This is a genomic window from Nostoc sp. (assembly GCF_036917235.1).
Lineage (GTDB): Bacteria > Cyanobacteriota > Cyanobacteriia > Cyanobacteriales > Nostocaceae > Nostoc.
Map to the genome: position 1 here is coordinate 23,054 of NZ_JBALDU010000090.1, position 22,104 is coordinate 45,157.

General features: G+C 40.9%; 15 protein-coding genes. 11 read left to right on the forward strand and 4 right to left on the reverse strand.

Annotated features, from left to right (window positions below):
* Positions 1-49: 49 nt before the first annotated feature.
* Positions 50-1,480, reverse strand: a complete 1,431-nt coding sequence (locus V7K44_RS24855) for a M48 family metalloprotease (RefSeq protein WP_334935378.1) — start codon at positions 1,478-1,480, stop codon at positions 50-52.
* 33 nt (positions 1,481-1,513) lie between these two features.
* The gene (locus V7K44_RS24860) at positions 1,514-1,966 is read right to left on the reverse strand and encodes a hypothetical protein (protein ID WP_334935380.1); all 453 of its coding nucleotides are present in this window, start codon (positions 1,964-1,966) and stop codon (positions 1,514-1,516) included.
* 127 nt (positions 1,967-2,093) lie between these two features.
* On the opposite strand from V7K44_RS24860, the gene V7K44_RS24865 reads away from it, so the two are divergent.
* A complete protein-coding gene (locus tag V7K44_RS24865; protein ID WP_334935382.1) occupies positions 2,094-2,222 on the forward strand; it encodes a hypothetical protein in 129 nt (42 codons plus the stop codon).
* A gap of 59 nt (positions 2,223-2,281) precedes the next feature.
* Here the strand turns inward: V7K44_RS24865 and ribBA are convergent, their stop codons facing one another.
* The gene (ribBA, locus tag V7K44_RS24870) at positions 2,282-3,955 is read right to left on the reverse strand and encodes a bifunctional 3,4-dihydroxy-2-butanone-4-phosphate synthase/GTP cyclohydrolase II (protein WP_334935384.1); all 1,674 of its coding nucleotides are present in this window, start codon (positions 3,953-3,955) and stop codon (positions 2,282-2,284) included.
* Positions 3,956-4,269: 314 nt separating this feature from the next.
* Here ribBA and argC point away from each other — a divergent pair, with 314 nt between their 5' ends.
* Positions 4,270-5,328 (forward strand): N-acetyl-gamma-glutamyl-phosphate reductase, encoded by a 1,059-nt coding sequence (argC, locus tag V7K44_RS24875; RefSeq protein ID WP_334935386.1) that lies wholly within the window; start codon positions 4,270-4,272, stop codon positions 5,326-5,328.
* A 70-nt stretch (positions 5,329-5,398) separates the two neighbouring features.
* Here argC and eno read toward each other — a convergent pair whose 3' ends face one another.
* Positions 5,399-6,688: a phosphopyruvate hydratase gene (gene eno, locus V7K44_RS24880; RefSeq protein ID WP_334935388.1), complete on the reverse strand. Its 1,290-nt coding sequence runs from the start codon at positions 6,686-6,688 to the stop codon at positions 5,399-5,401.
* Between the two features lie 257 nt (positions 6,689-6,945).
* On the opposite strand from eno, the gene gloA reads away from it, so the two are divergent.
* The 9 genes from gloA to V7K44_RS24925 all read left to right on the forward strand — a co-directional run bounded on the left by gloA (position 6,946) and on the right by V7K44_RS24925 (position 22,103).
* Complete coding sequence (gene gloA, locus V7K44_RS24885) at positions 6,946-7,380, forward strand: lactoylglutathione lyase (RefSeq protein ID WP_334935390.1); 435 nt, start codon at positions 6,946-6,948, stop codon at positions 7,378-7,380.
* A 539-nt stretch (positions 7,381-7,919) separates the two neighbouring features.
* Complete coding sequence (gene clpB / locus V7K44_RS24890; RefSeq protein ID WP_334935392.1) at positions 7,920-10,562, forward strand: ATP-dependent chaperone ClpB; 2,643 nt, start codon at positions 7,920-7,922, stop codon at positions 10,560-10,562.
* A 774-nt stretch (positions 10,563-11,336) separates the two neighbouring features.
* A complete protein-coding gene (hpsA, locus tag V7K44_RS24895) occupies positions 11,337-16,280 on the forward strand; it encodes a hormogonium polysaccharide biosynthesis protein HpsA (RefSeq protein WP_334935394.1) in 4,944 nt (1,647 codons plus the stop codon).
* Positions 16,281-16,426: 146 nt separating this feature from the next.
* Positions 16,427-17,131 carry a hormogonium polysaccharide secretion pseudopilin HpsB gene (gene hpsB / locus V7K44_RS24900; protein ID WP_334935396.1) on the forward strand — a complete coding sequence of 235 codons (705 nt, stop codon included), beginning with the start codon at positions 16,427-16,429 and terminating at the stop codon, positions 17,129-17,131.
* A 64-nt stretch (positions 17,132-17,195) separates the two neighbouring features.
* Positions 17,196-18,215, forward strand: a complete 1,020-nt coding sequence (hpsC, locus tag V7K44_RS24905; RefSeq protein WP_334935398.1) for a hormogonium polysaccharide secretion pseudopilin HpsC — start codon at positions 17,196-17,198, stop codon at positions 18,213-18,215.
* 38 nt (positions 18,216-18,253) lie between these two features.
* Entirely contained in the window at positions 18,254-18,973 is a 720-nt protein-coding gene (locus V7K44_RS24910; RefSeq protein WP_334935400.1) for a pilus assembly FimT family protein, read from the forward strand.
* A 189-nt stretch (positions 18,974-19,162) separates the two neighbouring features.
* Positions 19,163-20,122, forward strand: a complete 960-nt coding sequence (gene hpsE / locus V7K44_RS24915) for a hormogonium polysaccharide biosynthesis glycosyltransferase HpsE (RefSeq protein WP_334935402.1) — start codon at positions 19,163-19,165, stop codon at positions 20,120-20,122.
* A gap of 21 nt (positions 20,123-20,143) precedes the next feature.
* A complete protein-coding gene (gene hpsE, locus V7K44_RS24920) occupies positions 20,144-21,136 on the forward strand; it encodes a hormogonium polysaccharide biosynthesis glycosyltransferase HpsE (protein WP_334935405.1) in 993 nt (330 codons plus the stop codon).
* Between the two features lies 1 nt (position 21,137).
* Positions 21,138-22,103, forward strand: a complete 966-nt coding sequence (locus V7K44_RS24925) for a glycosyltransferase (protein WP_334935407.1) — start codon at positions 21,138-21,140, stop codon at positions 22,101-22,103.
* The last annotated feature ends 1 nt before the right edge of the window (position 22,104 follow it).

Here is a 22,104-nt window from a genome sequence, read left to right on the forward strand (position 1 = left end):
TTATTTAAAATCTAAAATCCGAAACAGCAATTTTAATCTCGCAAAATTACTATTTATAATAAATAAGAGATTGTTTTATTTGTTGCATCTTTTTGATAACTTTGGAATTGCCATTAGCCACGACTATAATCTCCCAATTGTGCTGAATTTGGAGTTTCTTTTTTAAAATTGTTGTTAGCTCTAAATCAGCATCACTAGACTCTAGTCGAAGGAAGCTTGAGTGGCGAACAATTCCCAGAACAAAAAAAGATATATTCGAGAAGTGATTCATGACTTTTTGCACTAAGAAAGCTTTTTTGACTTGAGGACATTGGGATATCAAAGTGCGAATTTTGCGTATTTCAGTTTTTTCTAATCCGTGCTGACAGAAAGTGTCTTGATGACTCACAACAGAACGTTCCTTCTTAGCTTTGCTCAATTGCTCATTAAAAGCATCTAGCCTATCACGATAATAGTTAGATTTTTCTACTTCACTGCGTTGCCAAAACAATTCATACAGAATTTGTAGACAACGATTTGTTAAACTAACATCTTGGCTTAAAGCTGTTTCTAGATGCTGTACTCCATCCAAATTATCTTGTTTGAGCAAAATCTGTCCTAGCAAGTAATGTACGCTCACATTATCCGAATCCATGATGAGTAACTGATGTAGCCTTTGCATAGCTAATTCTTCTTTGTTTACTTCTAAACTCCAATTAGCTAACTTCCAGATATCTTCTAAACTTAAATTATCCTGAGTTTCCTTTTCTTCCAAGATTTTTATTTCTTGCAGAACTTCTTGTACAACTGCATAACGTTGTCTCCAGGAACTCTCAATTTGCTGTTTCCAAACTTTATCTAAATCAAGGGTAAACTCTTGTAATGCCTGTTTACCTAATAGCACTTCTGCGGCATTTTCTTGAAGCACAAAACAGCGTGAAAGAAGTTCCTGAGAAACTGAAGTAATACCTAGTATTTTCAAACGTTCATTCAGACAAGGATGGGTATCTATATTATTGGTTTTGCGAGCTAAAGCTTGTTTAAGAAACTTATAGCTTTCATGAAAGTTATTGGGTTGGAATAAAGCTGTTAGTAGTTTGGTGTATGCATCAGCAGGTGGTTGTGGTTTATGTTCTACCTGCTGGTATAGATTAGGCCAAAAAGTATGCAATGCAAATTCACTTGTTAACTGCATTTTAATAAGTGACACAGCATAAGTTTCAGATCCTGCTAACTTAAGAGCGCACTTGTCAGCATCATACTCATCAATTCGAGCAAGTACAAACGAATAAGCATTAAAAAACGGAATGTACCATTTAACAAAAGGTGTAATGAAGATAGAGGGATGTCCTTCATTGACTTGCTGCATGTGTTTAACGGTATCTGCTAAAGTTTGTCGCAACAGATAAATCCATCTATCAAATTGAGAATGATTTCCTGACAAATGCGCTAATTCATGAATCAAAACAGCCTTTAATTCATCGCACGATAGAGATGCCATTAGAGGAAGCCCCAAAATAAGATAATTATCATACTAACCAAATATCCCTAGTCTAGGAGCTTGTATAATAGAAGCATTAAATTCCGCCGTCAGTAAAACTTTCTTTAGGGAAGTAACTTTGACTTTGACTTGTAATTCATCAATCAAGCTAAATAGTTTTGGAAACTGGGAGCGACTTAGACATTTTCCATAAATTGGTGAACTATTTCTCAAGAGAGCTGGTAGAGTTCCTATAGCAAACTGAACTCCAGGAAAACTAATAATAATTACATAAAACCATGCCCAAATATTGAAAGGCTGCTTGAGTATCACCAACCCAAGTACTAAAATTGCTGGTGATAGTAAAAAGACAAGCATAAACAGTAGATATCCATAACCCAGAAGGGCGAACAAAGCTACTTGTAATCTATATAAATTGGGATGCTTTCGGGCAAATTTCTCTGTACGCTCAATCAAACTATCGAACTGAGCTGTATTCCAAAGCATTTTAGACGACTCCCTGTTAAACAAATCTCTTTGTTTAGAATTCCCTAAATCGGATACGATCTGGTCATGGAGTTCGAGTGGGATAAATCAAAAGCAGTCGCAAATTTGAAGAAGCACGGTATCAGCCTTGAAAAAGCCAAAACTGTCTTTCAGCAATTCTCTGGGAGTCATATTTGATGATGAAGCGCATTCTATAAATCATTATTGGCTGACAACCGCGTTGCATCGAGCGATCGCGGCGCATTTTTTGATGTAGTTTGTCACGAAAAACATGACATGAGCGCCTAATGCACCGCTAAACAATATAGTCTGTGGCTATTTGCTAAAGCTGTAAATTTGCTGTGTCTCCAAGCGATCGCTAATCGATGAAGGCAGTGTACCATCGGTGAATGTCTGCCGATCTAGTTGGACTTGTAAATTACTCAAAGGATCGCAACCAGAAGAAATCAGAAATTCTAGTTTTTGGATGTATGGCAAAGTTGCGAGGTTGTCCAGAATTTGGAAGATTGCCTGTATATAAGGATGACCACTCTGCTGATACCAATCACAGCTAGCAACTTTTGCCTGATCGAAACCTAAGTGTACTGTTAAAGATGGCTCATCAAATATAGCGATCGCTAACGGACGCGCTTCTTCCTGCAACAATAGATCGTTAGTTTTCGCTAAATGCCGCAGTTTCTCCAAGCGTTCATAACGTTCCGTTACAGCTTCCGGGTCATCTTGCCAATGGATTGCTACTGTCACCAGATAAGTCTGTAACAGCATATGACCCAGCTTTTTCGCCTTTGTCGCTAGATAATAGGAATTGTAATCGGTTGCCTCAATCAACAATGGCACGCGATCGACTACTTCCAATCCATAACCCTTGACTCCAGCAATTTTACGGGGATTATTGGTAATCAGGCGAATCTTTTTGATGCCCAAATCCATGAGCATTTGTGCCCCCATCCCGTAGTCTCGCAAGTCAGCAGGAAATCCCAAACGCTCATTAGCTTCTACTGTATCCAGTCCCATATCCTGCAACGAGTAGGCTTTCAGCTTATTAATCAAACCGATTCCCCGCCCTTCTTGACGCAGGTATACAACTACACCTTGACCAGCAGCCTCAATCATTTTCAGTGCAGCTTCAAGCTGCATCCGACAATCGCAGCGCAAAGACCCCAAAGCGTCACCAGTTAAGCATTCTGAGTGCATCCGCACCATCACTGGCTCATCTTTGAAGTTAGCTGGATCGCCCTTGACAATTGCAACGTGTTCTGTATTATCCAGAGTATGACGATAGGCGTAAATTTCAAACTGACCGAATTGACTAGGCAGCTTGGTAATCACCTCACGATACACTAGGCGATCGTGCTTTAGGCGATAACTGATTAAATCAGCAATACTAATAATTTTTAAATTGTGACGTTTTGCGTATTCAACCAACTGCTGCAACCGCGCCATTGAACCATCAGGGTTTTGAATTTCGCAAATTACCCCGGCTGGGTATAGCCCTGCTAATCTAGCTAAGTCCACAGCCGCTTCCGTATGTCCTGCGCGTTTGAGTACGCCTCCAGCCTTAGCCCGTATGGGAAAAATATGACCAGGACGACGTAAATCGGTAGGTTTTGTGGCTGGGTTGAGAGTAACCTGGATAGTGCGGGCGCGGTCTTCTGCTGAAATGCCTGTAGTGACACCTAATTCTGGCCCGGCATCAATACTGACAGTAAAGGCAGTTTGGTTAGTATCTGTAATATTGCTTACCATCAAGGGTAAGTCTAGCTCGTCTAGGCGATCGCCTGTCATTGCCAAACAAATTAGTCCTCTTGCTTCCACCGCCATAAAATTAATCATGTCGGGTGTGGCAAATTGGGCAGCACAAATTAAGTCGCCTTCATTTTCTCTATTTTCATCATCTACCACTACAATGACGCGACCAGCTTTTAGGTCTGCTAAAGCGGCATCAATCGAATCAAATTTAAAAGCTTGGGTAGGATTAGTCTGTGACACAGAAAGATTTCCAGCTATAAACGTAAATTTTTTTAACAATTTCTTCTTTTAGATTGTAGCTCCTTTATAAGGCAGAGAAGTAGACTAGCAATGATTTGATAATGGGGCAAAAATTTTTGCCATCAAAAGTGGCGATAAAGTGGAGCGACAGTAAAGGATGAAGGGGATGAGGAATAATAATCGTTTGTTTGCTCGCCCATCTTCTCAGAACAAAGTAGAGGGGTTTAAGACCTTTTGTGCGCTGTGCGTCTGGTCGCTGATATTGTTGATAGCTGAGAACGAATTAACCATTCATGGGATAAGGATTTCAGATCATGGGCAAATTTAGACGCGTACCCGTTGGGATTGTTGGCGCGTCGGGCTATGGTGGAGTGCAGTTAGTACGACTACTGATGGATCATCCAGAAGTTGAACTGGTTTATTTAGGAGGTGAAACCAGTATCGGAAAATCCTTCGGGGATCTCTACCCGCATCTGGCTCATGCAACTAACCTACTAATAGAAGCGGTAGACCCAGAAATAATTGCTCACCGCTGTGAAGTAGTTTTCCTGTCTTTACCAAATGGTCTGGCTTGCCAAATCGCGCCCAAACTGTTGGAAAAAGGATGTAAAGTACTAGATTTGAGTGCAGACTATCGGTTTAGTGATTTGACAACTTATACAAATTGGTATGGTAAAGAGAGAAGCGATCGCACAATTGCAGCTACAGCAGTTTATGGATTACCAGAACTTTACCGCGATCGCATTGCCGAAGCTCAACTCATTGGCTGTCCTGGTTCCTATCCCACTGCAAGTCTCCTTGCGCTTTCGCCACTCTTAAAGCAAGGTTTAATCGTACCAGAAACAGCTATTATCGATGCCAAGTCAGGCACATCTAGCAGTGGACGACAGCCTCAAACCAACTTATTACTAGCTGAAGCAGACAACTCGATAGCAGCTTTCAACGTCGGTCGTCACCGTCATACCCCAGAAATTGAGCAAATTTGCAGTGACTTAGCTGGTCACGAACTCATGATCCAATTTACACCGCATCTTATCCCAATGGTACGCGGGATTTTGGCAACGGTATATGCCAAAATGAGCGATCCTGGTCTAGTGCGAGATGACTTAATCACAATTTTTTCAGCCTTTTACCGCAACTCTCCTTGGGTGAAAATCTGCGGTAGCGGCATTTACCCGCAAACCAAGTGGGCTAATGGCAGTAATCTTTGTTATATCGGTGTAGAAGTTGACCCGCGCACAAGTCGCGTAATTGTCATGTCAGCAATTGACAATCTAATCAAAGGACAGGCGGGCCAAGCTATTCAGTGTCTAAACCTGATGATGGGCTGGGATGAAACTTTGGGGTTGCCCAAGTTGGGGTTTTATCCTTGATTAGGGGAAAGGGGATAGGGGATAGGGTACAGGGTACAGGAAATACCTGTAACCTGTAGTAACCTATTCCCTACTTCGGCCCTAACCCCACAGCACCAGCATAAACGGCGCGATCGCCTAGTTCATCTTCAATTCGCAGCAAGCGATTATATTTTGCTACGCGTTCGCTGCGACACAGAGAACCTGTTTTGATTTGACCGGCACGGGTTGCTACAGCTAAATCAGCGATCGTTGTGTCTTCTGTTTCACCAGAACGATGGCTAATTACTGAACGGATACTATTGCGAGTTGCCAAATCAATCGTTTCCAAGGTTTCGGTAAGTGAACCGATTTGATTGAGTTTAATCAAAATGGCATTAGCGGCTTTTTCCTGGATGCCTCTTTGCAAGCGAGTAACGTTAGTCACAAATAAATCATCCCCTACCAATTGCACCTGCGAACCTAACTTCTGGGTAAGCAATTGCCAACTTTGCCAATCTTCTTCGTGCAAGCCATCCTCAATTGACACAATTGGATATTGGTCAACTAGTTGTCCTAAATAATCAATAAATTCAGCCGGGGCGTGAGGTTTACCATCGTAAACATACTGACCATTCTTGTAAAATTCGCTAGCCGCCACATCCAACGCCAAAGCGACTTGTTCCCCTGGTTTGTAACCAGCTTTCTTAATGGCAGCAACCAGCAATTCCAAAGCCACCTGATTAGATTCTAGATTAGGGGCAAAGCCGCCTTCATCGCCCACGCCAGTAAGCAAACCCTTTTCATCTAATACTTGACTGAGGGTAGCAAACACCTCAGCACCCCAGCGCAATGCTTCCCGGAAGGAAGTTGCACCAATTGGGACAATCATAAACTCTTGAAAGTCCACGTTATTTGAGGCGTGTGCGCCACCGTTAATTACATTCATCAACGGCACTGGGAGCAAATTCGCTAAAGGCCCACCCAAATAGCGATATAGAGGAATATCTAGAGATTCAGCACCAGCTTTTGCTGCTGCTAAGGAAACCCCCAAAATCGCATTCGCGCCCAAATTAGATTTGTTAGGAGAACCATCTATGGCGATCATCGTGCGGTCTAGGAGTTCTTGGTTGAGGGCATCTAAACCTAGTAATTTTGGTGCTAGTGCTTCTTTGACGTTTTGTACTGCCTTGAGTACGCCTTTGCCCCCATAACGGCTTTTATCACCATCACGCAGTTCGTGGGCTTCAAAAGTGCCAGTAGAAGCACCACTGGGAACTTGCGCCAGTCCGACAACACCGTTAGCTAAATGCACTTCGGCTTCAATTGTCGGTCTACCGCGAGAATCAAGAATTTCACGGGCTGCGATCGCCTCAATGGCAGTATCTAGAAATTTACTCATCTGTAATTTATCCTTTATTCGAGTGTGTTACGCATCCAGTCCAGTTGCCTAACCCAATCGCTAGCATAGGCGTTTAAGAGACTTTATTGGCTGAGATTAAAGAAGATTTCCATTGTATGGATAGGGAGCAACACCAAAAATGGTTAAGGGAATGTTTATTTAATTCTTTCCCTGATGGCATTTCTACCTGAAGACTTTCAGCTAGGTAAAATGTTGGCAGAGAATAAGACTAAATCAATTACACAGAAAAGGTCAATATGCGATTACTACATACAATGCTGCGAGTGGGCAACCTGGAAGAATCTTTAAAGTTCTACTGCGAACTTCTGGGAATGAAATTACTACGCCGAAAAGATTATCCAGGGGGAGAATTTACCTTAGCTTTTGTGGGCTATGGTGACGAAAGCGACAATGCGGTAATTGAATTAACCTACAACTGGGGGGTGGAAAAGTACGAATTGGGTAATGCTTACGGTCACATTGCCCTTGGAGTTGATGATATTTACGCTACCTGTGAGGAAATCCGCAATCAAGGCGGTAAAGTTGTGCGCGAACCAGGGCCAATGAAACATGGTTCGACAGTAATTGCTTTTGTAGAAGATCCAGATGGGTATAAAATTGAACTGATTCAACTGGGATCTCAAGGTTCAGCAGTTAAACAGGAATCACAAGAGCAACTTGTGAGTCAGTAATTCTTATAATTAAGAATATGTAGCGCTTCTCAGTTGAAGGCAATAAAGCTGTAGGAAAATACCCACTGATGTCTTGAAAAGTTGAAGCAGATGCGGGTAGATTGATTTTCCCGCAGACAGGTGTCTCGTGCGTCTGCCTAACAGAGTGCGAGACTTTTCCCTTTTTGCATACCCTTTTTAGGCGGGTTAGGGGATCTCCTCTGCGTAAATCCTATCAGTATTAGCAACACTAAGACTGTAGGCGTAGCCTGTCATAGACATCACTAAAATAGCACCATCTGGAAAAGTCCGCTCAGAACAGTGTTTTAGTTTTAAATTAGAAAATAGGTAATCGATTAAATTATCACAAAATTACCAATCCTAAATTGCCACTGGAGATACACGCGGATATACGCTAAGAATGTTTGGATAATTAGGGACTGGGGACTAGAGACTAGAAATTAGTAACTAGGTAAAAGTCTTTCCAATCGCCAATCCCCAGTACCCAAGCCTCAATCCCCAATCCCTAAACTAAAAATCAAAATTCCAAAATTATAAAGATGCAACCTACAGATCCGAATAAATTTACTGACAAAGCCTGGGAAGCGATTGTTAAATCTCAGGATATAGTCCGTGCTTATCAACAACAACAACTAGATGTTGAACATTTAATTATTGCCCTGTTAGAAGAACCCACTAGTCTAGCAATACGTATCCTAGCTCGATCTGAGGTCGATCCAATCCGCTTGCAGCAGCAGCTAGAAGCCTTTACCCAACGCCAGCCCAAAGTTGGTAAAAGCGATCAGCTTTACCTTAGCCGTAATTTAGATATTTTACTAGACCGAGCCGAGGAAGCTAGAGCTAGGATGAAAGATTCCTACATTTCCGTGGAACACATACTTTTGGCCTTTGCTGAAGACGATCGCATTGGACGAAAGATACTCAAAGGCTTTAGCGCGGATGCACCTAAACTCGAAGCTACTATCAAAACCGTTCGCGGTAGCCAAAAGGTGACAGATCAAACCCCAGAATCCCGCTATGAAGCCTTACAAAAATTTGGTAGAGATTTGACAGAACAGGCAAAAGCGGGAAAACTCGACCCGGTGATTGGGCGGGATGACGAAATTCGGCGGGTAATTCAAGTATTGTCTCGTCGTAGCAAGAATAACCCCGTACTCATTGGTGAACCTGGGGTAGGTAAAACTGCGATCGCAGAAGCATTAGCACAACGGATGGTAAACGGTGATGTTCCTGAATCTCTAAAAAACCGCAAGTTGATCTCGTTAGATATCGGCAGTTTAATTGCTGGAGCAAAATTACGAGGTGAATTTGAAGAACGCCTAAAAGCGGTTCTCAAGGAAGTTACTGAATCTAACGGTGACATTGTTCTGTTTATTGACGAACTACACACTGTAGTCGGTGCAGGTTCCAACCAACAAGGGGCAATGGATGCGGGAAATCTGCTCAAACCAATGCTGGCGCGGGGAGAACTGCGTTGTATTGGCGCTACTACCCTCGACGAATTCCGCAAACACATTGAGAAAGATGCCGCCCTAGAACGCCGCTTTCAGCAAGTGTTTGTCGATCAGCCAAGTGTGGAAAATACTATTTCCATTCTCCGGGGGTTGAAAGAACGCTATGAAGTGCATCACAACGTCAAAATTTCTGATTCTGCTTTGGTAGCAGCAGCGACTTTATCAGCACGTTACATTAGCGATCGCTTTTTACCAGATAAAGCTATTGACTTAGTAGATGAAGCAGCAGCACAGTTGAAAATGGAGATTACCTCCAAACCAGCGGAATTGGAAACCATTGATCGCCGCCTCATGCAGTTAGAAATGGAAAAGCTGTCATTAGCTGGCGAAGAAAAGGGTACTCCCCAAACGAAAGAACGTTTAGAGCGGATTGAACAAGAAATCGCCAATTTAACGGTAAAGCAGCAAATATTTAATGAGCAATGGCAAGGTGAAAAGCAGATATTGGAGGCTATAAGCGCCTTAAAGAAAGAAGAAGATGCGCTGCGAGTGCAAATTGAACAGGCAGAACGTGCTTATGACCTAAATAAAGCTGCACAACTAAAGTACGGCAAATTGGAGGGAGTGCAGCACGATCGCGAAGCCAAAGAAGCGAGCCTTTTAGAAATTCAAAATCAAGGTTCCACGTTGCTGCGAGAACAAGTTACCGAAGCTGATATTGCCGAAATCGTCGCCAAATGGACAGGAATTCCCGTTAATCGCTTGTTGGAATCGGAACGACAAAAATTACTGCAATTAGAAAGTCATTTGCATCAACGAGTCATTGGGCAAGAAGAGGCTGTAGAAGCAGTAGCCGCGGCAATTCGCCGCGCCCGTGCGGGGATGAAAGATCCCTCTCGTCCTATTGGTTCATTTTTGTTCATGGGCCCTACAGGTGTGGGTAAAACCGAACTCGCCCGTGCTTTAGCTCAGTTTCTCTTTGATTCTGATGATGCCATCATTCGACTTGATATGTCGGAATATATGGAAAAGAATTCTGTCATGCGAATAGTTGGTTCTCCTCCAGGCTATGTAGACTCTGAAAGGGGAGGGCAGCTGACTGAAGCTGTTCGTCGTAAGCCTTACTCCGTAGTGTTGTTAGATGAAGTTGAGAAAGCTCACCCAGATGTATTTAACATATTTCTGCAAATGTTGGATGATGGTCGCATTACTGATGGATTAGGGCGTACAGCAGATTTTCGCAACACTGTGATTGTCATGACCAGTAACATTGGTAGCGAACATATCCTAGATGTATCTGGTGATGATTCCGAGTATGAAACGATGCGAAAACGGGTAATGGAAAACTTGCGATCGCATTTCCGCCCCGAATTTCTCAACCGCGTCGATGATATTATTCTCTTCCACACACTAAATCGCACAGAAATGCGGCAGATCATCCGTATTCAACTCAAACGGGTAGAAAATCTCCTGCGCGAGCAAAAAATCTTCTTTGAGATATCCCAATCTGCTTGCGATCATCTTGTCGAATCAGGCTATGACCCAGTTTACGGTGCGCGTCCACTCAAACGGGCAATTCAGCGAGAAGTAGAAAACCCCCTCGCTACCAAATTATTGGAAAATACTTTTATCTCTGGAGACACAATTATCATCGACAAAAATGAAACCGGTCTGTCTTTTAACAAAAAAATGCTGGTGAAGGTGTCATTACCACAGATTGCTACATAGCACCTAGCGTCTCCCCCTTCACTCAACGGGACGTACCCAAAGGGCTGTAGGGAGAAGACCAAACTGGCTTGGATACAGAAACAAAGTCTAAGTAATAATTGAGGGTTTGAAACCCACGGATGTGGGTAAACCCCATATAGTTGCGGTTTCTAACCCACCCTTTTAAGATTAATGTGACTGCGTGTTGCATCTATGATGCCTAGTAGCTTCTGCCACAAGGTACTAATTTCTCGTACCTTGTGGCAGAAGCTTGCTTGCCTTTAAAAGTGGTATCGGGATTTACGCCAAGCCGTACTAATGAGTAATTAGTAATTATTAATCAAAGCAATGTCAACAACAAAATTCCCGACTTCTTAATTAAAGAAGTCGAAAATCTAAGCAGCACATCTGATTATTTTGCACCTAACTGATATCTTTCCTTTAACAGATGGGTATTATAAGCATACTCTGTTGATAACATCTTCATAAATTTGTCTTCAAATAAAACACATTTACGCAAATATACTGTGAAGTAATACTCTTATGATTTATCAGATTGGAGCTAAATAATTCTGAAAAAATCAGTGTTTACCGGATAAAATGAACAATTCATAAATGATATAACTTTAATAAATTATCTTTTTTATAGCTACTTTGTTTGGAGGTTAGCAAAGCCAAATAAAGTAGTTAGATAAATATCGTCTCATCCAATGTCTGTAGAAATACTTGATAGGTATGAGTGAAACTTTGAAAAAATAGAAAATCCGCTATAATCTACTCGATCAGGAAGCAGATATGTCTCGAAAACGCCAGCTATTCAAGGTAATTCAAAAAAACTTCAGACAAATTAACAAGCAGCTTTTATCTGCAATCAATAAGCAAATTATTTGGCTTTTGCGAACTATCTCTGGGACTCAAAGAAGACGCGGTTCGGTTAATTCTGGCTTTGTATTGCCAACAGTGGCGATGGTACTTTTGGTAGTCGTACTGTTAACAACTGCAATTTTGTTTCGGTCTTTTGAGCGTTCTAAAAATGCTAGTAATGTCCGCGTGAATGAAGCAACAATGCAAGCTGCTACCCCTGCATTAGACAGGGCTAAAGCCAAAATAAGTGCACTGTTTGCCGACGCGACTTTACCACGTTCTGTACCATCAAATCTAACCCTATACAATACCTTAGTTAATAAACTTTCTGTCTATACATTTGGTGATGAAACTCCTATAACCCTGGCTTATAACCTTAATAAAAGTACTTTAGCTCCGAAGATTGAAGCAGCTAGTAGTATGGCTTTAGAAAATCAAGAAAACATACAAACAGCCTGGAAATTTCCTGCCGATACAGATAATAACGGTAAATTTGATAGCTTTATTCTCTATGGAATCTACTTCCGCACTCCTCCCCAAACTGGTACACTCCGAAATAGAAGCCCATTAGATGCTAGAACCCCTCCTATGCTACCAGCTAAGGCAGGTGGAGCTTGTGACGTAGCTGGTGATACTAGTGCCAGCTTAGTAGGTAGTTCGGGTTGGTATAAACTACCAACAGGCGAATTGAAAAAAAGCTTTTTCGTTTATGCAGTAACAGTTCCCATTAGTGATATTGCTCAAGCTACTTCTCTTGATACAACCAAATATGAGAAGTATCGAGGTAATAAAGGCTTTTCTGCATTAGAAATGCAACAAGATCGTAGTCAAATTTCTATTACTAATAATGCTGTTGTCTACGAAGATGACTTAGATATTACACCAGGACCTAGATTCCGTCTCAATGGGCGCATCTTTACCAACAGTAACTTATTTACTGCTAAAAGCGATAAAGATATAACCCTATTTCAGGTCAGTAGTAGGTATTCTTGTTATTACGAACGAGAAAATGGCAAAATAGTTATTGGCGGCAATATTGCAACTAGTAGTCCAATCAGTACAAGTAATACAGGTGGAACATATGTAGATTTATTTGTAGAAAATGGTGCGCCTACTACAAATAAAACTTTAGTATCTACTAATAAAACCACTTCAAATAACTCGAATGACATTGCCTATAACACTCAGGCTTATGCTCAACGTATAGACTTATTAGTGAAGGCACAACTTAACAATGCTGCTACTACTGACCCTCAAGAAATCAGAACTAATATAACTAACCGGACTCTAAACGATCCAAGTTTAGATGCGACTAAAGTACGCAAGGAAGAATTAGAAAACTGGTTCCGTAAACGTACTAGGCGTGTACCATTTCTAGAAGTTCCTTATGGTACTTCTGCTATCATAAAAACTGGCACTACTGAGTACGACTATATCACAGATGCAGCAACCTTTATGAAAGGTTCTGTTAATACGCTACGTCCAATGGATGCCTGGATTTATCCAACAGATGCTAATACAACACTAACACTAAATACAGCGCAACTACCTACTAGAGATCCAGACGTTGTAGATAATACTCCTGTAATAGAAACAGAGTTAGGCGATCGCATCGTAGTAGGCAACAACCTGCCTGAACTTATATGGGATAGCACAAAAGGAGACTTTGTAGGAGAGAATGATTCCCAAACCATCACTGGTGTGAAGTGGACAGGTAGCACTACCAAAGATCGAACTCGTAGCACTCGCGTCAGACAGTTATCAGATTTAGGGGTAACAGGACGTGATGGTTTTTGGGAAATTTCAGCCGCTTCACCCCGATCTAATCCCCTTGATGTGGTCGGTGGATTGAGGGTAATTACTGGTACTGGAATATACAAGCTTATAGGTTCTGGACTACCTACTCGTCCAACAACAGTGCCTAACGATCCAGGTACATCAGGAGTCAACGAAAATGCTGGCACAGTAATCTGGCCTGATACTATGCCTATGCTTGTACCCGATCCGACCGATCCTCTTGATGCGAGTAAACAAAGACGTGGTGATTTGGTAATGCGTGCCACGGTAGTGTATCACTACAATTTTAATTCCTACAATCCTCAGGCGAGTACACCAGACGATTATCAAACACCAATGGCCTGTGTAAGTAGCTACTACAACCCTACCAATCAGACAACAGCAACTACAAACACCTATAATCCCCTTGATTTGACAACAGTAGCAGCATCCAACAATGGGATTGTTTATGCTGCTCCCGCTACTGCATCTGATGGTATAACTAGAGGACAAGCAGTAGATACCAATGGTTTTTTAACACCTGGGGCTAACGCTGATGATGTGACTAACACTGGTATAACTTTGCTAAATCGCTTGAAATATCAAGCCAACTTGGTATTTCCCAATGGCCGCCTTGTTAATCCTCTACTACGGCAAGCACTGGCCAAAGCGACAACTAGCAAACTCACTCTCTCTGAGCAATCAGCAATTGACTCTACCATCTGTGCAATCCAAATTGCTGATGGCACTTTGACTAGGAGTACTACCTACGTTCCTGATGGCGCAATCAAAGAAATTGCATTTCTTGATGCCCGACAAATTAAGGCTATAGATAAAGGTGATGCATTAACTGGAAAATACAATCTAGAAGTTGAACAGCGTCAGCCACTAGAAATTCGTGCTACCACCATAGATTTAAGTCTGCTTCGCACACAAGCAATCGGCGTTGCAGCGGATAAGGAATATCTATTGCCTAATAGCGGCATTATCTATGCCTCTCGTGATGATGCTCAGAAAGATCGCAGTGACTCAACAAGTGATAATATCAGCGCCAGTGACTACAAGCTCGACCCAGAACGCCGACCCAATGCCATCATGTTGATTAATGGCAGTGACTTGAGTCGTCTGACTGATTACAGACCGGAAGAAAAAGGCTTGATTTTAGCAACCGAGCTACCAGCGTATGTTAAGGGCAATTTTAATCTGCATACGAAACAAGAATTTAAAGGTGCGGATCTTTTACCTGCTCCCAGTGCTAGTACTTACGATACTAAATTTTACACTCGTGCTGCGGCAAATCGCGATCCTGACTTTGCTTGTCGGCCTAATGACTCTAGACTACCTAATTGCACAACAGGCGAAACCTGGCGACCAGCATCAGTAATTGCCGATGCTGTCACCTTGCTGTCTGGTAACTTTCGTGAAGGTTTCCGCAACGAGGGTGATTACGACTTGCGAAATAATCACCAAGTGAGTGATGCTGACACCGTATTGAATCGATTGAAGGCAGGTTTTTGGAATAACAACTTTGTTACTTCATCTAATTTCTTCACTTCATCTAATGATGATACGTACTATAAGGGTGGTCCAAACGATACTACAAACGACTTTAATAATACTACTCGTCTTGTTCCAAATCCGAACAACAGTTCTTACCTGAACAACTTCGTCACGCCCATTCAACGACGAGGGAGTTTCCCAGAGTATGTAATGGAAATGTGCTTCAAAATACCAGTTTCGGAATGTAGAGAAACTGATTGGTATATTGGTTACGACGGCGATAGATCAATACAATCTCATAATCTTCCAGCAAATGCACAGCGTGACAAACTCTTAGCTGGTACTACTGCCCAATCAGCAAACGTTGATTTTAGAAGATTTGCCCGCCGGGTTGCGTTCAAACGAAATAGTTCTGGTAGGTTGCTTACTAGCACTAATGTTGTCATAACTAGTACAAATCTTAGCCAGAGTAACATTACTCCCGTTGCATTAGGCATAACAACAGTAGGAGGAGTTAAAGTAGTAGCTCAATTTAGTGATGGCAGCCTACCCGAACCAGCAAATAATGCCCTCTGGTTTGCAACCACCAAAGATATTAATACTACTAAGGCACCAGGATTCAGCGGCAGCGATATAATTTACAAAAATAATATTCGTCTATTTTACAGGTATCCCCAAGTACCAGCTGCTTCGCTTTCTTCGCTTAGGGATTTTCCTGGAAGCACGACAACATTCACAAGAGATGGATCTTTTCAACCACTATTAGAGCCTGTATTGCAATTACAGGTAACAACCACAGATGTTGACGATACTGAAAAGACTTACACCGACATAGCATCATCATCTAGTTTTGTTAAAAATACTAGATGGTTGTCTCTGGCAAGTGACACAACTTTTAATCTAGTAATTGCTTCTGGTGACACTCCTGCTCGTGTGAATTCAATTAGCGGGGGTTCAACTCCAACTACCTACGAAATTAACGGGGGTTTGCATAACTTTGTGCGCTTCTTAGAAAACTGGAATGGGATTAATGCCAATATCAACGGTTCATTCATCCAATTTAAACGCAGTATCTATGCTAGCGCACCATTCCAAGTTCTCGTCAGACCAGGACCAACAACTGTTGCTACAACCTCTTCTACCCCTAGTTCTCTTTCTTCTACTGCCAATATTGACAGTATATTTTTCAGAACTCTCTTTTCTACAAGACCTGGTTACACATCAGATAGTACTTTCACTAATAATGGTGCTGGGGAAGCGCCTTATTATATGCCTCCTAACCGTAACTGGGGTTTTGATGTGGCGTTACTAGCGCAAAACCCCGACTTATTTGCCCAGCGCTTTGTAACTCCAGCAGCAGATCCTCCGAATGAATACTTCAGAGAAGTAGGCCGCGATGACCTTTGGGTGAAAACTCTCTTGTGTGCTGTCCAAGATGAAAATGCGAATGCAGGGAATGGGTTTGAGGATGCGCCCAGCGCCTACTTTGGCACCATCGTCTCTACCCCTGTTACTACCCCTCCGGCCCCTGACCGCAAGTTCAAATTTGCGCTACCTGCAACTGAACGTCCTACTAGCTGCGAACTCCAACCATCCTAAAGTGTCTGAATGAGAGTTTTTACAGCACTTTTTGGGTGAGTAGACCACGTTAACAGACCTAATCCTCTAGTCTCCTTCGCTGATAGGAAGGGGTAAAATTCAAAGCCTCTTCTCTTTGTAGGGGAGAGGTTTAAAGGAGGTTACGAGTGTATTACACCCGATCGCAAATTGCTGTAAAACATAGCTTTATTGAGGAATTGAGTATGAACCCACGCCAACTACAAGAATTATCTGCCCAGTCTAACGAGTCTGGTTTTACGATCATTGAGTCGCTTGTGGCGATCCTCGTAGTTACCATTTTGTTGGTAGCGATCGCACCTGTCCTAGTAATGTCAACAGCAACTCGTGTGCAAGCTAAACGGGTAGAATTGGCAACAGGAGCGGCTAAAGCCTTTATTGATGCTATTAAGTCTAAAACAATCTCAGATCCGACAATCACCGTTACACTGGCTGCTAGCACAACTAGAAATGTATCCAGTTCAAGCAGTGACTATTTATTGAGTAGTACGTTAGCTCCTACTGCTAGCACTGGTTTGTATTGCTTTAACAAAAATGGCAGCCTTGCTAATCCCGACTGTACTAGCGATCTATTTTACATTCAGGCTATTCGCGTTGCTGTCACAAATAGTGACGCTGATAAGGGTCAAGGCTATCGTTTGGGAATTCGGGTATATCGTTCAGATGCTCAATTTGGTACCTTAACTGCGGGTAGCAGTGGAAAAACAGCAGCAACATTCACAGGGGGACTAGGCGATCGCAAAGCACCACTAGTAGAAATGACAACTGAAATTGTCAGGGGTCAAAGCTCGTATAGCGCTTTGTGCGATCGCCTTGGTGGTTGTCAACCATAATTAACCCGTTAAACTAAATAATTTCATGACTCAGTATCAGTCACTAAGGAGAACCTGTAGCAAAATGAATATATTGAGGTGGCTGTTAAGTAATCAGCTAAAACCCTCTCACAAGCAAAACAAAAATAGTGGCTTTACCCTGATTGAATTATTGGTGGCTATGCTTATTGCATTTTTAGTAATTACGCCGTTACTAAGTTTTATGATCAGTATTTTAAACACTGATGGTCAGGAACAAGCCAAAGCAACCTCTGAGCAAGAAATTAAAGCAGCGCTTGACTATATTACTCGCGATCTCCAACAAGCGATATATATTTATGATGCTACTGGAATTGCTTGTCTAAGCGGTACTGTTGATGCTAGCACCGATAACACTTGTCCAAATGCAGGTACAACTGGGAATCAACTACCTAACGGAACAGATAAAGTTCCTGTGCTTGTTTTTTGGAAACGAGAATTAATTAATCAAGCAATTACAATTACAGGCACTCAAAAAGATGATACTTTTGTTTACTCATTAGTTGCCTACTATTTAATTAAAGACACTAATACTACTTGGTCTAACGCTGCACGCATCGCTAGATGGGAAATTAAAGATGGCGTTCCAAATACTGCTGCGACAGCAGGTGCTTGCTCTGGATTTGCTGCAACCGACAAATATCTCCCATGTCCAGATAAAGGTTTTAAACCATTTGACTTGTCACAAAAAGGCATAACATTACAAGCAAAAATGAATAGTTGGGCAGGAGGGGGGAGTTTCGATCAAGTTCCTGTGGTGTTGGTTGATTTTATAGATCAAACAACAACAGCACAGGAAACTCCAACAGCTACAGCAACAGTGACTTGTTCTACTGGCTTTAGTCAAGTTCCAGCAGTCGCAAACCTTGCTAGAAGAGGCTTTTATGCTTGTGTAGATTCAGTTAGCGCAGATAATAGGAGTGCTGCGGAAGTTTATTTAAGGGGTAATGCACAAGCTCGTTTAATACAAGATGAAACTAAAGCACGTTACGCGCAAATCAAATCTAGTTATTTTCCGAGTGGAAACATTAAAGTTCAAGGAAGCAGCTTCATTTTTACCAAATAGCTTCTATCTTTGATAAATATTAATAAAAGCAGGATAGTATGCCGAATATTCTTAGTTTAAAACTATTAGATTCTTTGCAGTTGCACAGCCAAAAAACAAAGCTAAAACAGCAATATTTAGCAAATAGACCCTCTACTAATGGCTACAATCAACAAGATGCTGGATTTAGTCTTATAGAGTTAATAGTAGTAGTGCTGTTAGTAGGAATTTTAGCAGCGATCGCAGCTCCTGGTTGGGCTGCCTTTGTAAATCGGCAACGGATAAATAAGGTTAACGACGCCGTTTTCGCCGCACTGCAACAAGCACAACGTGAAGCTAAAAACAAAAAACTTAGCTACAGTGTCAGTTTTCAGAGAAATAGCACAACCCAAAATGTAGAGGTTGCTATTTATCGTAGCGATGCAGCAACTGCCACATGGACATGGAAACCTTTAGGGGGCGATGTGGGAGCTAATTCTGATAAATTTTTGCTGGGCGGAAATATTAGTGGAGAAAACATTGCTAATACTACTATTAATTCTCCTGTATCATACCCTTTAAGTACATCAGCAAAAATTACCTTTGACTATATGGGAGTTCTAACTCTGCCAAATAACTTTGGAACAGTAGCAGCAGGTACAGAGCCACCTGGGTTAAAAATAGTGGTAGCTGTACCAAGCTCTGCAAATCCTGCATCGGCTAGTAGCGTAAAGCGATGTGTCATTGTAAAAACTCTCTTAGGCTCAATGCTGACAGCAAAAGATAATAATTGCAGTTAAGTAATTTAAATACCACTATTTATTTAAAAATAGGTAATATTGCTGAACATAAAACTGCACATTGATAGCAAAATTGAAACATCATGTGTAGTTTTAATATTTGATAGAGTTATTTAAGAGCCATTGATAAATTAGCCATTGCCTGAACATAATAAAAAGCGTCATCATTAAAATATACTTTTCGGAATAATGACTGAGAACCTTGACTTGACTGTAGCTATCCCAACTTATAACGGTGAAAGTCGTTTGCCTGAACTACTAGAACGACTACAAAATCAAGTTCATACCGAAAATTTATCTTGGGAAATTATAGTTGTAGACAACAACAGCACTGATAATACAGCTAAAGTTGTTCAAACCTATCAAAAAGATTGGCGATGTCCTTACCCTTTAAAGTATTGCTTTGAAGCAAAACAAGGTGCAGCTTATGCGCGAAAAAGGGCAGTTGCAGAAGCTAAAGGTAGACTCATAGGTTTTCTAGATGATGACAACTACCCAGTATCAAATTGGGTAGTCGCAGCTTATACTTTTGGTGAAAAATATCCCAAAACGGGAGCTTATGGCAGCCAGATTCACCCAGATTGGGAAGTAGAACCACCGGAAAACTTTAAGCGAATTGCTCCATTCTTAGCAATTACAGAACGCGGTAATCTACCGCTATTATATGAAGCGTCTAAAAAATTACTACCCCCTTCCGCCGGACTTGTTGTCCGTAAACAAGCATGGTTAGAAAGTGTACCCGATAAGTCTATTTTAACTGGTAGAGTTAAAGGCAATATGCTTACCAGTGAAGATTTAGAAATGTTGTCTTACATCCAAAAATCAGGATGGGAAATCTGGTACAATCCAGAAATGGAAATATCACACAAAATACCAAAATTGCGTTTGCAAAAAGATTATTTGATTCCATTTTTCAGAGGGATTGGACTTAGCCGTTATGTAACGAGAATGGTAAATATCAAACAAATATATAGACCATTTGCTCTTTTATCTTATATGATAAATGACTTGCGTAAAATCACCTTACACTTACTCAAATATCGAACTAATCTAAAAGATGATTTGGTAGCTACTTGTGAAATGGAACTTTTTTTAAGTAGTTTCATTAGTCCTTTTTATCTTTGGAAAAATGGATACTTTAAAAAATAAATTATTAAAACATTAGGTATTATGAGTGAATTAAAAGCTGAAGATTTAGATATTAGCGTAGCCATTCCTGCATACAATGGAGCAACCCGTTTACCTAAAATTTTGGATAAACTATTAACCCAGACAGGAGTAGAAAAACTTAGCTGGGAAATTATTATTGTAGATAATAATAGTTCTGATAATACATTTGAAATTATCCAAAACTACCAAAAAATATATAATGGAAACTGTCATTTAAGATATTTTTTAGAACCCGAACAGGGAGCAGCTTTTGCGAGATTGCGAGCAGTACGTGAAGCCAAGGGGCAGCTAATTGCATTTTTAGATGATGATAATTTACCTGCTCCTGATTGGTTATCAGAAGCATATACTTTTGGATTAAAACATCCTCAAGCAGGTGCTTGGAGTGGACAGATTCATGGTGATTTTGAAGTAAACCCGCCAGAAAATTTTGAAAGAATTCAAGCTTTTTTAGCTATTAGAGAACATGGTTCAAATCCATATTTGTTTGACGCAGATAATTTAAGACTTCCTCCTGGTGCGGCGCTTGTTGTTCGGAAACAGGTATGGCGTGAAAATGTACCACAGCGGCCTAATTTAAGTGGGAAGCTGCCTGGTATTTTGGTACAGGGTGATGACTATGAACCATTGCTTTACATACATTATGCAGGCTGGCAAATTTGGTATAACCCTACCATGCACACTTATCATCAGATACCACATTGGCGACTTGAAAGAGATTATCTCTTAACTCTGGCACGCGGTTGTGGCTTGTGTATTTTCCAATTAAGCTTGATAAATACTCAAACTTGGCAAAAACCAATAGTGTTTATGAAAACTATTTTAGGAAATTTACGCCGAGTATTAAAGCACCGTATTCACTATAGAGGGCAATTAAACAGTAATTTAATTGCACTTTTTGAAATGGAATTTTACTTGGCTAGTATGATGAGTCCTTTTTACTACTTAAAATCTAATTTGCGCAAAGGATTAAAAAATAAGTTAGCCCTATAAAATGATTAACTCTAGTAAACATTTGCCGAAAACTTCTGTAATCATCCCCGCTTATAATAGTGAGAATACTATTACTAAAACAATTCAATCTGTTCTAAATCAAACTTTTAATGACCTAGAATTAATTGTAATTAATGATGGTTCAGAAGACTCAACTTTAGATGTTGTTACACAAATTCAAGATCCCCGAATAAAAATATTTTCCTATACCAATGCTGGCGGAAACGTTAGTCGTAACCGAGGTTTACAGCTTGCAGTTGGAGAATTTGTTAGTTTCTTAGATGCGGACGATCTTTGGACATCTGATAAGCTTCAGTCTCAGTTACAGGCTTTGCAAGAAAACACTACTGCGACAGTTGCTTACAGTTGGACTGATTATATCGATGAAAATGGTGAAATAGTACTCTCTGGTACACACGTTACAGCCAATGGAGACGTTTATCAAAAGTTATTGTTGACAAACTTTTTAGAGAATGGCTCCAATCCTTTGATTCGTAGAGAAGCTTTAATCAAATTAGGTGGATTTGATGAATCTCTAAGTGCTGCTCAAGATTGGGATATGTGGTTGCGATTAGCTTGCCAGTTTGATTTTGTATGCGTACCATCTGTACAAATATTGTACAGAATAAGTGCTAATTCCGTTTCTTCTAATCTTATAAGGCAAGAACAAGCTTGCTTGCAAGTGCTTGAGAGAGCATATAAGAAAAGACCTTTAGCACTTAAGAGTACTTGGAATCTAAGTTTGACAAATTTATATAAATACCTGACATGCAAAGCCCTACAAAAGCCGTTTAATCGACAAAAAGCTTTAACTGCCGCTAAATTCTTATGGAATTATATTCTGAATAATTCTTCAAGACTTCAGCGGATAAATTTTACTTTAAAATTATTATTAAAAATTTTCATAATCATTTTAATACCTACGTTGTTCGAAAATATTACTAACCAGCGCGAAGTAAAAAGCTAAA